Source organism: Enterobacter sp. JH25 (genome assembly GCF_021725435.1).
Classification (GTDB): domain Bacteria; phylum Pseudomonadota; class Gammaproteobacteria; order Enterobacterales; family Enterobacteriaceae; genus Enterobacter; species Enterobacter intestinihominis.
In genome coordinates this window covers 3,022,836-3,037,922 of the sequence record NZ_CP091319.1, presented here as the reverse complement: position 1 = coordinate 3,037,922, position 15,087 = coordinate 3,022,836, and the positions used below count along the sequence as shown (strand labels likewise).

General features: G+C 41.9%; 13 protein-coding genes and 2 pseudogenes. 6 read left to right on the top strand and 9 right to left on the bottom strand.

What is annotated here, in order from left to right:
• The first annotated feature begins 78 nt into the window (after window positions 1–78).
• Window positions 79–339, top strand: a complete 261-nt coding sequence (locus L2Y28_RS14545; protein WP_071785214.1) for a YkgJ family cysteine cluster protein — start codon at window positions 79–81, stop codon at window positions 337–339.
• A 21-nt stretch (window positions 340–360) separates the two neighbouring features.
• Here L2Y28_RS14545 and L2Y28_RS14540 read toward each other — a convergent pair whose 3' ends face one another.
• A complete protein-coding gene (locus L2Y28_RS14540) occupies window positions 361–960 on the bottom strand; it encodes a hypothetical protein (protein ID WP_022648720.1) in 600 nt (199 codons plus the stop codon).
• A gap of 665 nt (window positions 961–1,625) precedes the next feature.
• On the opposite strand from L2Y28_RS14540, the gene L2Y28_RS14535 reads away from it, so the two are divergent.
• Window positions 1,626–2,174 (top strand): 3'-5' exonuclease, encoded by a 549-nt coding sequence (locus tag L2Y28_RS14535; protein WP_022648719.1) that lies wholly within the window; start codon window positions 1,626–1,628, stop codon window positions 2,172–2,174.
• Window positions 2,175–2,284: 110 nt separating this feature from the next.
• Here the strand turns inward: L2Y28_RS14535 and L2Y28_RS14530 are convergent, their stop codons facing one another.
• The 3 genes from L2Y28_RS14530 to L2Y28_RS14520 all read right to left on the bottom strand — a co-directional run bounded on the left by L2Y28_RS14530 (window position 2,285) and on the right by L2Y28_RS14520 (window position 5,230).
• On the bottom strand, window positions 2,285–3,376 hold the full coding sequence (locus tag L2Y28_RS14530; protein ID WP_022648718.1) for an SAVED domain-containing protein: 1,092 nt from the start codon (window positions 3,374–3,376) through the stop codon (window positions 2,285–2,287).
• Window positions 3,377–3,415: 39 nt separating this feature from the next.
• On the bottom strand, window positions 3,416–3,820 hold the full coding sequence (locus tag L2Y28_RS14525) for a hypothetical protein (RefSeq protein ID WP_227746614.1): 405 nt from the start codon (window positions 3,818–3,820) through the stop codon (window positions 3,416–3,418).
• Between the two features lie 129 nt (window positions 3,821–3,949).
• Complete coding sequence (locus L2Y28_RS14520; protein ID WP_022648716.1) at window positions 3,950–5,230, bottom strand: nucleotidyltransferase; 1,281 nt, start codon at window positions 5,228–5,230, stop codon at window positions 3,950–3,952.
• Between the two features lie 752 nt (window positions 5,231–5,982).
• On the opposite strand from L2Y28_RS14520, the pseudogene L2Y28_RS14515 reads away from it, so the two are divergent.
• Window positions 5,983–6,174 (top strand): annotated as a pseudogene (locus tag L2Y28_RS14515) (IS21 family transposase); the annotation flags it as partial.
• Window positions 6,164–6,394: pseudogene (locus tag L2Y28_RS14510) on the top strand (ATP-binding protein); the annotation flags it as partial. The pseudogenes L2Y28_RS14515 and L2Y28_RS14510, both read left to right, overlap by 11 nt.
• A 294-nt stretch (window positions 6,395–6,688) precedes the next feature.
• Here L2Y28_RS14510 and L2Y28_RS14505 read toward each other — a convergent pair.
• On the bottom strand, window positions 6,689–7,330 hold the full coding sequence (locus L2Y28_RS14505) for a recombinase family protein (protein WP_022648714.1): 642 nt from the start codon (window positions 7,328–7,330) through the stop codon (window positions 6,689–6,691).
• Between the two features lie 294 nt (window positions 7,331–7,624).
• Here L2Y28_RS14505 and L2Y28_RS14500 point away from each other — a divergent pair, with 294 nt between their 5' ends.
• Both L2Y28_RS14500 and L2Y28_RS14495 read left to right on the top strand, forming a co-directional pair.
• Complete coding sequence (locus L2Y28_RS14500) at window positions 7,625–9,352, top strand: ATP-dependent endonuclease (protein WP_022648713.1); 1,728 nt, start codon at window positions 7,625–7,627, stop codon at window positions 9,350–9,352.
• A 9-nt stretch (window positions 9,353–9,361) separates the two neighbouring features.
• Window positions 9,362–10,789 carry a UvrD-helicase domain-containing protein gene (locus L2Y28_RS14495; protein WP_022648712.1) on the top strand — a complete coding sequence of 476 codons (1,428 nt, stop codon included), beginning with the start codon at window positions 9,362–9,364 and terminating at the stop codon, window positions 10,787–10,789.
• A 169-nt stretch (window positions 10,790–10,958) separates the two neighbouring features.
• Here the strand turns inward: L2Y28_RS14495 and L2Y28_RS14490 are convergent, their stop codons facing one another.
• The 4 genes from L2Y28_RS14490 to L2Y28_RS14475 all read right to left on the bottom strand — a co-directional run bounded on the left by L2Y28_RS14490 (window position 10,959) and on the right by L2Y28_RS14475 (window position 15,072).
• On the bottom strand, window positions 10,959–11,555 hold the full coding sequence (locus L2Y28_RS14490) for a hypothetical protein (protein ID WP_022648711.1): 597 nt from the start codon (window positions 11,553–11,555) through the stop codon (window positions 10,959–10,961).
• Window positions 11,539–11,907: a hypothetical protein gene (locus L2Y28_RS14485; protein WP_022648710.1), complete on the bottom strand. Its 369-nt coding sequence runs from the start codon at window positions 11,905–11,907 to the stop codon at window positions 11,539–11,541. Before L2Y28_RS14485 ends, L2Y28_RS14490 begins: the two co-directional genes overlap by 17 nt.
• Window positions 11,897–12,661: a lysozyme inhibitor LprI family protein gene (locus L2Y28_RS14480; RefSeq protein WP_022648709.1), complete on the bottom strand. Its 765-nt coding sequence runs from the start codon at window positions 12,659–12,661 to the stop codon at window positions 11,897–11,899. The genes L2Y28_RS14485 and L2Y28_RS14480 overlap by 11 nt, the downstream gene beginning before the upstream one ends.
• 494 nt (window positions 12,662–13,155) lie before the next feature.
• Window positions 13,156–15,072 (bottom strand): recombinase family protein, encoded by a 1,917-nt coding sequence (locus L2Y28_RS14475; protein WP_022648708.1) that lies wholly within the window; start codon window positions 15,070–15,072, stop codon window positions 13,156–13,158.
• Between the last annotated feature and the right edge of the window lie 15 nt (window positions 15,073–15,087).

Below are 15,087 nucleotides of genomic sequence, written 5' to 3'. Positions count from 1 at the left end.
ATATAGATGGTATGCTACCAGTCAGTAGGACATTCTGTTACTGTCAATGATTGAAGGTGGATTAGCAAGGATTCTATAGTGAATTGTCGTATCGATTGCGGTGCTTGTTGTATTGCACCTTCAATTTCAAGTCCAATTCCGGGAATGCCGCAGGGTAAACCTGCTAATGTAAGATGCGTTCAGTTATCAGAAGATAACTTATGTGGCATCTTTGGCTCACCCCTGCGCCCTAAAGTATGCGGCAGTCTACAACCGTCGATAGATATGTGTGCTACGAACCGTGAAGAGGCAATTATTTATCTTATCCAATTAGAGGAAGAAACAGCACCTTTCGATTGAGAATAGTTTCCATTTAGAATTTTATTCGGCATTATTTTGTTTTTTTAACCGCTCTACTTCCTTGCGTAAAGCTTCATTCTCAGCCAACAAAGATGCATAATCAGAAGACGGTTCACCTTCGGATAATTTTTTAATTTTTGACGGACCACGTCTTTTTGTAACCAATTTGTATTCAGAATGAAATCGAAGGTTTATATACCCATATTTCGTATCGGGGCTAGTCAAATTGTAAGTTGTTTTATAGACGGAACGTCTGGTCGTTGAGTCTATGGATATGGTGTCATTAGTAAAAACCATCTCAGGTGCAGATAGGTACGCTACATTGTCTTCACAGATGAAAAGATAACATAAAGCAGATTGGTTGCTTTCAACAGGTGCAATGATCCAGCGAGCAATACCTATCAATTTATGATCAGGAAGCCGTTGTTTTATTTTTCTGACCCGGTCTACTTCACTTTTATCGAGGCCCAGAATGAGGGCTATATGGTTGAAAGAAGGTTTAAAAATGAATTGCGATTTTACGCGGTTATTGTCCACCCGGTTAAGTTTTACCGTGGATTCGCGAAGGAAATAGGGTTCTTTTTGTATTCTTTTAGGAAAGATTGTAAAGTGTAAATTCATGGTTTCGTCTACTTGGAATCGTTGTTGATGCCATTATTTAGCATCTTCCGTAGACAATCAAATTTTGTATGCCCCAAAAAACGCGACATGCAAAGACATGTAATTTTAACTTGTTGATATATATTGATTTTTATTTTCGCCAAAACGCCATTAAAGAGACATGAAAAAGACATGCAATCCATTAGTTAATTGATTTTAAAGGTTTTTATTTTTGTCTATAATATATAGCAACTTCGGCTGCGCCTCGTTGAAATCATACCTAAGCAATAATTCTGAAAGGTTTCGAGCGAAGCGAGTTCAGACGTGAGCGTAGCGAACGGATGATAGGTATCAATCTGATCAAATTTGTTAACAACACCAAACAACCACTTTAAGTCGCGAAGCGACAAAGTATGGTGCAGTGGGTGAAACGAACAAGTGATAATCTTGCGATTAATTTCAATCGATGTTATGTATCACTTCGGCTTCGCCTCGCGAAACTTCGTCGCTTCGCGACTCGTCGGGTTTAATAAAGATTCCTAGATTTTGTCAAGTAAGTGGTTTTGAACTGAATAATCACTCATTGTATTAGTTTGAAACTGTAAAGTGATATGTCACTTTTTAATCAATAATACATGGTTATACTCCCGAACTGCTTACTGTTCTGATGAGATGATGATAATTGTATGATAAATGATGAGATTTATATTTCAGTTGATGTAGAAACTTCAGGTCCGATCCCAGGTGAGTTTAGTCTCCTTTCCGTTGGTGCTTGTCTCGTACATAACCCGACAGAATCTTTTTATGTGGAATTGCAACCTGACAGTCTCCATCACGATGCTGAAGCACTTGCAGTAACAGGGTTGAGCTTGGAAGCACTTCAGCAGAATGGACTTCCTCCCATCCAAGCAATGGAACACCTTTCTGAATGGCTCAATACGATAAAACAACCGGGGATGAAGGTAATTTTCGTTGGACTTAATGCTCCTTTTGACTGGTCCTTTATCAATTATTATTTCCATAAGTATATTGGCTATAATCCATTCGGATTTACTGCGATTGATATCAAAGCATATTATATGGGGCTAACGGGATGTTCTTGGGCTGAAACCAAATCTTCACGCATGGCCGAGAGATTTCATCCCGTCAGCCAACCTAGCCACAATGCTCTGGATGACGCGAAATTTCAGGCTGAATTGTTTGCGTTGATGACTGAAGGGCAGATCGTCGGCTGAAAGATGGATGCGTGGCATGCCACGCGTCATGATGATGGGTCGGGTTGACCGCATACTGACAATAATCAGTAAACAAACCTTAGCGAGATAATAATCAGCAACTTGGCTTTTCAATCAGGCCGCATAACAATCCCACTATTTTCATATCGGTGTGACAAACCATATACACCCCAAGGATATGGGTTAATATTTGACTGTTCATATTGATAAACAATCACATCGGCCATATTTCTATTGTCATAACGTCGGCCAAAATTGAGGACGATGCTACTTTGCGCCGATAGGATCAGATGTACAGTACGGATACCCTGCATGGACAGAGTTTTAATTTTTTCTGCAAACTCCAGTGAGAGACGTCGTTGCTTTGCCAGCGACCAGTGATTATCGAACCTGTTAGTTTCAAGATAAATGTGCTCAATGCCCTGACCGGCAAAACTTCTGGTCACTTGCTCGATGTTCACCCTGTAGGAGCAAGAAACAACCAGCACTATCTGGTCCGAAGTCGATTCGATGATGGTTTCATGTACAAAGCTTTCACCATCATCAATATTATTTGAAGAGATATGCTTCCATTTCTCATCTTTGCGGTCCCAGTCGAATACGGTGACATCCCCTTTATCATCCAGAACATTTCCGAGGAAGAAGGTAAATGGCACGGGGAGAAAACCACCATAAGCAACCTGCGTAAGGTCTGGTTCACCTTTACATAAAATTTGAGTAATGATGTCCTTTTCGGGCAATATCTGTCGATTGAAAGTTGATTCAGGCTCGATAACAACCCCGTCCCGGATGCGTTGGGTAATGTCAATGTCCCGTGGCTGAATCAAACCTTTCAATACTGTTCGGACAACTTTATCCAGACCAGTACCTGTCGTTGTCCTTAGACCATTACCAGTAATTAGTAAGATACGTTTGCGAGAGTTTTGCTTGATAGACTGATATTCACCGATAGATAAAAAAACTAGACCAGCAAGAACGAGTATCCCACCTATGATTGGTACTATATAGTCACTTACCACATTGCCTTCAGCGGTGCTGATAGAAAGTGACTCTCCGTGAAAAGTGCCCTTAAACACAAAGCTCAACAACTTCGGGCCTGCCGCAAGAGTCGCCCCTGTTACCATCATCAATACACCCGGGCGCTTTTGACGGGTCATATAGTCGATAATTTTGGAAAGCTGATGTTTCCAGTATTCACTCATGTTACTTCCTATGATCATGTGATAGTGCGTTAATCTAAATTACGGCTTTCTTCTGTCTCGCGAGTAAGTCCCCTGGCGCGGGATTTTTTCATAATAAATGCCATCGTCATCGTCATTTGGATGTGCGCCTCCCCCCTCCCATATGCCAGAATGCAACCACTGTTCAAAGTAAAACAGCCAAAGTGAAGCCCAGGGAAGTATTGTTTCACTCAATTGGTACTGTGGCACCCATTCGGCATGTTTATCTGGGTGTCTTTCTCTTGGTAAATACAGACATAGCTGTGTTATTTTCGACGATGCTAACGAAGCATAAGTGTGAGGGATCTTCTTACCATCAGATAATTTTTTCAAATCTGGAGAAACCACAAAGCAACGTGGAGCGGAAGGAGGGGCATATTCCAGCCGAATTTTATACCCACGACTAAATGGGACTGGCTTAAGCATGCCCTCCCAGACTAGCTTCTTGTTTTTTCCCGTGATTGTGCATTTGCCATCAGGAAAGTGGGCACGAAGCCCATGGTATTGTTCAGCTAGAGTTAGTCGCCGATGAGGTCTGAATACGTTCATCTAATATCAATCCCCAAAGAAAGTATTCTTTTGCACCACAACGGATGATGTTGCTTCTCCACCATAAAAGGTATTAGATGGTACCAATCGGGCTGAGGCAGTTCCAGTTACAGCACCTGCTGATAGCGCTCCGGTGAAGGGAAGGACGTTCAAATTATTTTGGCTTCGTGCGGCATTGATATTCTCAAGCATTGCTTCACGCACAGCTTTAACTGGTCGTTCCCCAAAATACTTACTTAAGTTTTCGAGTAATTCATCTTCGCCCTCCGAGGCTGCAATCTCATTGATGCTTTCAATCGCAGCCTTATGCCACAAGTCAAAGTGCTTTTTGAGCCTTTCGCCTTTTCCACTTTCCGGGTTGTTCCATTTTTCAGCAAAATTCTCTGCTGGCATACTCGGGTTGGAGACGTGGTAGTTACCTAAGCTGCCTACAATAAACTTCGGCATCAAGTAAAGTACATCGAGTATTACGTCGAAGTCTGTATCGTAAGTCGTTTTCTGATCGCAGATATGGTTATATGCGTGTGCAGAAAGAGTTGTAATAATTGCTGAGATTGGTTTGAATTCAATATAATCTTTCCCTTGGCTTGCAGCCCAGACATCGCGATGACGCTTAAAAATCTGTACAATGCGGTTCAGAAGCTTCTTATGGGTGTGATTTGGCAATGGTCTTACTGACGCAGATTTAGCCAAGTTTTCGCAGGCGACCATACGCGTTAAAAACGTAGGAAGTTTTTCAGTGATATTGTCAAACCACGTCGCGTAACCTGCTGGGTTAGACTCTTTCCAGCCCCTTAGGCGCGTGTCTGGCACAAGAAGAGGGTGGTTTTCCTCCGTTGGATTAGTACTCCAATCAATCCCGGGAGTAATGTCCAGATGATAGTCCCCTGCATACATGATGCGATAGCCTCTTGGGAGCGGGTGGAGCATTTTGCGGTACGTCTCATGACTGCTCAGGCGATCACGGACAGCGTCTAGCACCTGCGCCCAACCGGTAATATGGCTGGCATTTGGCAAATAGCAAAGCAGATCCACATCATACTGTTCACTACCTTTGGGCTTAACCGTTGTGTTAAGACGGACGCTTCCCTGTGAATAAATCATGGCCCCTTTAAGAATAGGGTTGTCACCTTCAGAAAGGAATTTGCCCACGGAGTGGTAGGCACTTTTAATATGCTTGTGTTGTGTTTCGGTCAGATCTAAACAATCAACAATGCAATCCAGAAAATCGCCAACATATTGCCTTTTTTCTTTACTGATATTTAAAGCCAAATTACCATTACTCACGTGGGGTCTCCTTACCTTGTGTCCAAGATAGTGTGTTTAAATTTCTCGCCAATGCGTACATGTTGTGTTTTGTGTCGGTATAGCGACTATCATAGTAAGGAAAAAAAACAGATCAAGGCTTGAAATTTAGCTTACCCATGAGTGCATTTTTTTCATTATGCGCCGGAGCCTATCTGGTAAGACCTGAGCTTGTTGTCAATGCAAAATAAATTTTTTTTCGTGCCGATTAAAAACGAGTTTTGAGGACACTAGACCGGATGAAAATTGAGTGGAATCATTACATACGAGACCTTGACATTCTTCAAAGAGTATGTTTTTAAGAAAAATCTTCCTGAATTGAAAGCAATTTTTCCCCGCCACTCGTCAAAGAACCTATCCATTTTGTTCCAACTAAACTTTCGAACTTAGGCCATCAGTGAGAGAGACGAATCCAGACATCGACGTGTTGAGTTGTATCTGAGGTCTTTCAAGTTGGTCACTTCTTAGGAGGGTGAATCCATTATGGCCCCACAAGGCAAACAGGCACTGCTTACAGGTAAATGCATGGAGGTTTGCTTTGTACTAGTTGCGACTAGAGTAAATGTCTGTAGATTGATCAAAACTGAAGATGCTGGTTGTTACCAACAGTGCAAAACTGATCCACCCCAGCGGTTGAAAATTGATCCAGGGGTTAATCTGCTCCTCTGAATACAGGGGAGCTTATGAACACTTTTGAGATTCGTATTGAAATTTAAGTCCTGCACAAGCGGGGAATGAATATCCGGGCTATTGCAAAGGAACAGGGTATTCTGCGCAATACTGTCCGCAGCCATCTGAAAGCCAAATCTGAAAAGCCGCAGTATTCACCATGCCCGGCATCATCATCACTGCTAGATGAATTCCGTGATTACATCTCTAAGCGGATCAGCGATGCGCATCCCTACAAAATTCCGGCGACTGTCCTTCCAGGTCATCGCCAAACGTTACGAAAAGAGTGCGATGATCCTGACCTCTACCCTGCCCTTAGTGCAGTGAGACCAAACGTTCGCCGGGGATGTAGCTCTGACATTGGCGATGCTGGACCGGATCTTACATCACTCGTACAAAGTCCAGATAAAAGGAGAGAGCTATCGGCTGAAGCAGAAACGAAAGGCCGGGGTTATAGCGGAAGCAAATCCTGAGTAAACAAGGTGGATCAATATTAGACCGTTGGTGGTGACGGTAAGTGGATCACTTTTTACCCGTTGTTGACACTGGTGACGTTATTGATGATGAAACCACATGTTACTGCCTAACTAAAAGCTTGTGTTGAAGGCTGTTTGTAGGACATCGAATTCGACTGGTTAATGCTGTACGGACTTAGTATTTCAAATTCCTAGCGAAGGGCGGTACGTTAGATTAGATATGGCCCCGTTCCTAAGTTTTGTCAAATCAAAATTCTTACGGTTACAAGATAGTATCCTTCAGTTCAAACAGGCTTCAAGATGTCGTCGGAAGTGGGGAAAATGAGTTTATTATCTCCTTCTTGATTCGATAAAACGTTGCGCGACTGATACCAGCAGCTTTCATTATATGCTCTGGCTTAACTTTCTGTGCCAGCATTTCACGTACAACTTCACGGGCCGCGCTGTTCTTTTCTCTTCCTGTGTATAGACCTTCCGCTTTTGCTCTCTTGATCCCTTGAGCCTGGCGTTTACGGCGAGTTTCGTAATCTTGTCGTGCCATTGTTGCTAGGATATCGATTAGCATGTCATTGACTGCCCTAAGAATGCCCTTGGTAAGGTCGTTAGCCGACATTTCAACCATTTGCCAACTGGTTGGTAAGTCCATTGATATGATCACCAGCCCTTTACTGTTCAGCGTAGCTTTGAGTTCAGCCCATTCTTCATGTTTAAGACGGCTAAGACGGTCAATCGCTTCAATAAGAAGTAGATCACCGGGTTGTGCTTCCGCCAGTAGATGCATTAGTTCAACACGCTCTAGCTTCGCACCACTTGCATTCTCAATGTATTCTCCGGCAACCGACCAGTTTTTACTTTGCGCAAATTCGCGCAGGCTAATCAATGCACGATCGGCATGTTGGCCTTCTGTCGATGCACGGCAATAGATACGGACATTCATGATGATTTCTCATTTAAGTATTAAGTTAATATCCATATGATACGTCACATGAATTTGCAGTCAATAGGTTTGTTTTTAAACTCTATTGATACTTTGTTTCATTGTCTATGTAAGGTATACCATGATGATACTGAATGTATTCAAGCATCGGACAGATTGGATAGTAGTAACAATTTCATGTTGATAAGATTGATCGTGAATCATGTGACATCTCACTGATTTTATTTAAACAGCGGGATACTATCGTTTACGACTATATCTTTTAGATTGATACATTTCATAAGGACGCGGTCCATGCCAGTAATCCGTCAATTAGAAATCCTTAACTTCCGTGCAGTTAGACAACTAAAATGGTCACCATCACCGGGTCTTAATTGTTTAATCGGGCCGGGAGACACTGGCAAATCTACTGTACTTGATGCTATTGACCTCGCTTTAGGGGCAAGAAGATCCTATGCCTTCAATGATGCTGATTTTTTTCAGATGAACGTGGACTCCCCAATTGTCATCGCTGTCACATTGGGCGAGTTAAACGATGAATTATTAAATATTGAAAGATATGGACCTTTCTTACGAGCGTTCAACGTAAACGATAAGTTAATTGTTGATGAACCGCGGCCTGAGGATGGTTTTGAAACAGTCCTGACTGTAAAGTTGGTTGTTGATTCTGACTTGGAGCCTGACTGGAGATTATTTTCAGAGAGAGCAGAAGCTGAGGGGATTGAGCGTCGTCTGCCATGGAAGCATCGTGAATTGATATCACCGTCTAGACTTGGAGCAACATCCCATCATCATTTGGCTTGGGGAAGTAGGTCAGTATTAAATAAACTAACTGAAAATACTTTTGATGTTTCGTCAGTACTATCCCAACTAGGTAGGCAGACTCGACAGGCCTTCGCTGCACAGCAACTCCCAGAAATCACTACTATATTGTCGCAAATACAAACAATCGGCGAAAACCTGGGGGTGCCAGTTACCGGAGTGAAAGCTTGTTTAGATGTGAATGGTGTATCTCTCTCAAATGGTGCGATAAGCCTCCACAATTCAGACGAGACACCGCTAAGGCTCTTAGGAACTGGCTCATCCCGTCTCCTAATTAGTGGCATACAAAAGGCAGCTAATCGCTCCAGCATACTTCTTGTTGATGAAGCAGAATTTGGGTTAGAGCCATACCGTATTACCCGATTTCTTCATGAGTTGGGCTCTAAGGATACAGATCCAGAGAAGCAGGTTTTTATCACCACTCATTCTCCGCATGTTCTTCGCGAGTTACAAGCACACCAACTTCATGTAATTCGACGTTTACCTCCGCCACCTCCAGCTAACGATGTAGCTACTGCATCACACCATGTTTACGATCTTGGAAGTGGAAATGATGAACAATCCACATTAAGAGTTTGTGCTGAAGCTTTTTTGAGCAAGAAAGTTATTGTTTGTGAAGGGAAAACTGAAATAGGCTTAATGAGAGGTGTTGACTTATTCTATCAAGATAGTGGAATTCCAACGAACTGTTCAAAAGGAATAAGTTTTGCAGATGGTGGTGGAGATAGCATGTTTGCCCGTGCAAAAGTTTTCTCTTCTTTAGGATATTTAACAGTCTTATTTAAAGATTCAGATAAAGAACAAGTTCATAAGCCATTCACACAGGAAGTATTAGCTGCAGGTATAAAAGTTGTTGAGTGGGGCAATAATAATTCTACGGAAGACGCAATTTTTCAATCATGTCCCGCAGAACTAATCGCTGCCATTCTTACGATCGCTATTGACCGTAAAGGTTTTGATTCGGTAGATGCAGCTATCCAGAGTGCTTCTCAAAATCGTTACAGACTGGATGATTGTCTCCATCGCTTTGAAGAAGAACATCGTAAGATACTGGCAGCCGCTGCTGGTAAAAAAAGTTGGTACAAAGATATTGATCCTTCGGAGCAAATATTCCGTCATATTGTATGTCCTTCATACAAAGAATTTGGCCCAGCTTTAACAAATACATTGTACGATTTGCTCACTTGGGCACGACAGTAAGGAAAAAAGATGGAGGATTTGATTCTTGAAAGTAGGTTGAGTTCCATCGTTGCGCCTGCGGGATGTGGTAAAACGCAATTAATAGTTAACATTTTGCGTAGAAATCAACCCAAACCTTATCTCGTGCTTACTCATACAACTGCTGGTGTTTCTGCTTTAAAAAAACGGCTTACTCGCGAGCACATCCCTTCAAAAAATTACTCTGTGGCAACGATTGATGGTTGGTTGATAAGAATTGCGTACTCTTTCAGAGGCTCGTGCCACGTTGGATCTACAATGGAAAATCCAAAACTATTTTACCCTGAGGTTCGTCGAGCCGTACTTAAATATCTCAATTCTGGCGCACTAAATTGCATTTTAAAAGCTTCCTATTCACGGCTTTTAGTAGATGAGTATCAAGATTGTGATGTTACCCAACACGATTTGATTAAGGCTTTGGCTACGATTCTACCGACGACCATTTTTGGTGATCCCATGCAATGTATTTTTGATTTTGGGCGACGTAATGCAATGCCCGAATGGAATATGTGCATAGGGCAAGATTTTCCGCTTTTAGGGGAGTTGTCTACGCCATGGCGTTGGGAAAATGCTGGAACACCTCGTTTGGGTCGGTGGATTTTAGATGTAAGAGAAGAACTCATGCGAGGAGGACAAGTTGACTTACTATCTTGTCCCGAGTATGTGACATGGCATCGTTTGACTGGGCTGCAACAAGTTGATCTGGCTATGCAGAGGAATGTTCAACATTCTATTCTTAACAAGTATCCAAATGATTCTCTGTTGGTTATAGGAAGTTCAGTAAATGAATTATCTCGCCATCAATATGCACAAGGTACCTCTAGAATCGAAGTTGTTGAACAAGTTCAGTTATGCGGTGTGATATTAGCTGCGACTATGTTCGATCAACAAGTCGGTTTTCAGCTAATAAAATCACTGCTTGATGTTACAGCTTCAATGATTACGAATATTGAAGTTACCCATACCCTTAGACGAGTTACCTCCATACTTGCTAAGAGAAATAAAACAGCTCCTTTCCCCCATGAACAAGCATTATGTACATTAGCTATTGAGGGGACCAGGCGTAATCTACTGACTGTACTGGAACTCTTGCCCCTTAAGTCAGGAACAAGAATCTACCGTAAGACAGCTTATGAAGCGTTGAAAGATGCCGTTAGCCATTCTATTAGTCAGCCATCTCAAACAATAGCTGAAGCGGCATCTGTCATACGAGAAAGAATACGTCACAATGGGGATAAACGAATACCAAGTCGAGCAATTGGTTCAACTCTTTTACTAAAGGGACTTGAGACCGATCATTGCATAATATTAGATGCGCAAGGTAAAGGTATGAATGCAAAAAATTTATATGTCGCGCTTTCTCGAGGTGCAAAGTCAATTACGGTTTTCTCCGCTGATCGGTACATCGGTTACCCATGAGGAAGGTTAGAAAATTAAATGACTAAATATGTATTAACGGTTTTGTCAATAGTGAATGCTAGAGAAATTACACATCAACTAACCCCAGATATAATTTATTGAATGAATGAGTAAATCATTTGCAAAGGGGCAGGGGGCTCCCCCCTGCTTTTGAAGATTATATAGAGCATTACTTATGGCAAATCTCCCGATCATAGACGCCACCATTTACAGCAAGCATTTGCATTTTTTTCTTTGAAATCATATTAGTCATGATTTTCGAATGCTCTAAAAAAACACCTTCGAATGTTCCAGGGTGTGCATTCCATCCCGCAATAATTACTGTATCTCCCACGTTTAATGCCGCTACCTTATCGTTATCATAGTCCGTATTCTCAAAAATAAACTTTAGCCCTTCATTCGAACCAGAAATACCCAATGTAACTAATGGATTATTACTGAATGTAAGAGTGCCGATATTGACTATTTTACCTGTAACCATTAATCGACAATTTTTAAAGTCGTTAGTTGCCCGAAACTCATGTTCTTTAAATCGTGAATAAATCTCGTCTACTGTATAAAGTCTCGGAAGTATATCGATGATAGACGGTCTGGATAATTGCGTGGTTTGTTGTAAAGAAACAGTATCTGCGTTTGAAGTCGGTTTTACTTCAGTTGATTTCGCTTGGCATGGGTTTAAAGCAATCCCCTGAAACACGTAAAAATTGAAGGCGATAGCAACAGTTATGACTGATTGTTTAATGCGACATTCAATTCTTGAGTTCATTGTTATATTCCATAAATTTTATCTCAACAATCTTCTTATCATTGCGATATATTTTCAGGTCGTCAGAAGGAAATTTCACTGCATTGCGGATCTCATTAATTGTTTTTTTAGTCAACATATCACAACCTTCCATATACATAACCTTACGGGTATCGAGATTTGATATGTTAGTGAAACAGCTAATAATCCACGAATCAGGTATTTCTATTCCATGTATCAGTTTCATATATTCAACGATGAACGTATCTGTCAGATGAAATTGTCCGAGAGTGTATTTTCCGTTATAGGTATGTTCCAAAGGGAAAGTCACCCAATCATTTTTTAAAACTAAAGTCAGTACATTACTTTCCATTTTCAGACTCCAGTTCAGTAATGCGCTTATTGGTCATGTCGATAAGGCATTTCTGTTCATTATTGCAGCCGGACTTTTGCTTTATCCATTCTCTTTGCGAACGGAGTAAACGTTTTCGGGTTTCAGGGCTAAGGCTCTTCCAGACCGAATTAAGTTTCTCATCACTTGCTTTATAACTGTAAGTATCGACGTTTGAGTTGACTGCATTGTTTTTGGGGACTTCGCTATCGCTTCCATAGAAAATGGGGGCACGTACTCCCTGAGTGTAGCCTTTAGCTGCTTTTGCCCACACGTCTTGCCCATTGGCAGTCAATATTTTCCTGAACTCTCTAGTATCGAAGCTGTAACTGCGGATCTCGCCATTGAAATCCAGCTTCACGTTAACGAATGTAGACTTCGAAATGCCAGTCAAGAAATCCCCGGCCTCTGAACCAAGAGAGCAGACCAATTCCTTTGTATCGTCGTTATTATTTGGGCGTAGCCCATGCATCGTGAATCTGCCGTTATCAGTTGTTGCAGTGATATCCACCAGCGGCACGATCGATGATGATTGCTTTGCCATCGCGAAGCATATTCCCTTCAGATTTACATCCCTGTCCATGCCGAGAAACATCAGGGCTTTTTGGTCGCGGCTGGCGACACCCGCTGATTTTGCCTCTGGCAAGAAATAGACGGTATTAGATGCGGCGGTTATGCCTGAAATGAAAACAACACCTGATGCCATGATTTTTAAGGTTTTTATAAGGATTGTCATTCTGGATACCTTCTTTCTTTCGTACTAAATCGGGGGGCAGAGCACTCATCCCGAGAGTCTTGCCTGCGAGAAACACCACACGAAGAATCATGATCTTACATCGATCTATAAAATCTATCAATAACGCGATATTGATCTATAAAAACGATCGATTGGCATGGGTGAAAGAGGGGGGATGGGTACGAGGATGATTGTATTTTATGGTTTTTCAAAGGGTTAATATGCTTGATGCTAAGGTGGGGTAGGTTGCGTTTAGTCTTGTGTATTCTAGCTTGAGGGGATTTCCTTCGATTTAGTACGGGCTTTCAAGCAACCGCAGCAGTGGTTCGATAAGAAGCAGTGCAATGGGCTCAGTTTGTAGACATAAGGTAACTGATGTAATTTGCCCCCTTGCTCTGAAACGCTCTGTATCGAGTTTTACGGGGTTTTGGTATTGAATGATATCTGGGGAGACTGGTTGGTTTCCCCTTGTCAGTAGGCAAGGGGAGAGTGATTTAGCGTGAAAGTTTTTCTAAGTCTTCCAGAGAGTTAATCTCGTACTTAATACCATTGACAGTTGCATATGATTTGTTTTTATTGCCATCCACCATGATAGCCATTCCATCACCTTCGGCTTTACCTACACCATCTTCCAGTTCAGTGATAAACGTCGGGTTTAGAATGCTGACTTCTTGTTTGTCCTTAATATGCTGGGCAAATTTTTCAGGCTCAATCAGTTCATCAATGAAAGAGTGCAACACAAGTCCTTGCATTTTTAGTAAGTCATGAGCGTTGACTGTTTGTGCTTCTACATACGAAACACCAGGAGATCGGTTGCGATTGAACTTAATCACTATTCTCTGCTTTGTCTCGTCGGCGAAAGTCACTTCGAAATGATCATGTCGCTCATCAATGTCATAACAATCAATACGTTTGATAGCTTGTTTTACCTTTAGTCTAATCCGCTTACGGTTAGGGTTCTTTGTGTCATGAACATCGAAATGTCGGAATTGTTCCCAGCCAGTGGTTTGAATTTCTGAACGGCTGATTTTGTACTGTTGAAATTCTCGCTCAAGCGTTACTTTTTTCTGTTTATTGGCTTTAATCTGATCTGCCAATTCTTCGAGGCCGTCAGTTAAAGTTGCTAGTTTATACAGCGTATTAACAGCTTCTGATGCCTTTTCAATCTCAGATTCGTACCAGGCTGTTTTATCTTCTTGGTGGTTGTTCCAGACGTGATCAGAGATTAGTTGCAAAACAGTATGCTCAAGCTGATATGACGTAAACCCTTTCTTACCGCAGGGCTTACCCTGAACAATCTTTGAACCACATATGTAACGGTACTTGTTTTTGCTTGAACCTGATTTGAACATGAAAGACCCACATTTTCCGCAAAAAAGGATACCAATGCCTGAGAGTAGCGGGATTTCTGGTTCAGGGTTGCCCTCTGGGTATTTTGAGGAACTTCGAGTAATTGCTCGGTGTCGGTCCAGTTTTGATAGTGTCAGATAGTCTATTTCTGACATCAGCGCCGGGTAGTAATCAGGAATAGTTAACGTTTCTTTCAATGGCGCATCTGTATCCGGATCGCACATAATGGCACCTGATTCATCGCGCTTATCTAGCGTAAAAACCTTTTGCCCATGAACAGTAGGGTTCAAGAAGGTCCGAATTAAATGCTTTCCCCATTGCTCCGTTTTGGGTGTCAGTGCTTGACCTGTCTGGTCTTTATAAATCCTCTTTTTAGGTGCAGGGTAATGTTTGTTAAGATATCGTTGGATCCCAAGAAGAGTTTCACCGCTTTGCTTTAGTTCGATAATCTTCTGCGCTGCGGAAAAATACATTGGGTGTGGAGTAACGTATCCTGACTTTGTGTCTACCCACCAGACATTTTGACCCACTGATTCTATTGATTTTGCTGGCGTTCCAGATTTTCTTGTTAGGTTATGCCTTATCAGAGAACGGGCTTGTGATTCAACTCGGTTCTTTTTTGTTAACGATTCATCGTGTGCGCGGGTGAACATCAACAATGAGATGATCAGGTCCGTTGGATTATTCTTTACATCCGCATATTTATAAACCTTTTCATCCATACCGGTAACAATGACAATTCCCTTACTCAGTATACTTTTGAAAATATCCAACGCGCTCCAGGCATCATCACGGCTAATACGGTCAAGATTTTCGACTACCAACCACGATCCAACAGGAACTTTGATTCCAATCTGTTTGATGAATTCTGATAGCTTCCCTTCATGCGCGTTTTTTCCTTTGAACGCAGACATGCCAAGATCGTGGAAAGCAGTTGTATCAAGCTCAAGGTCATAGCGGGATGCAATTCTTAGCGCTGTATCTTGCTGACGCTCCAGCGAGTTACCTTCCCGTTGCTTCGCAGATGAAAAGCGTACATACGAATACAGCTTTGGCTTCATAGAGAGATGTCCTTC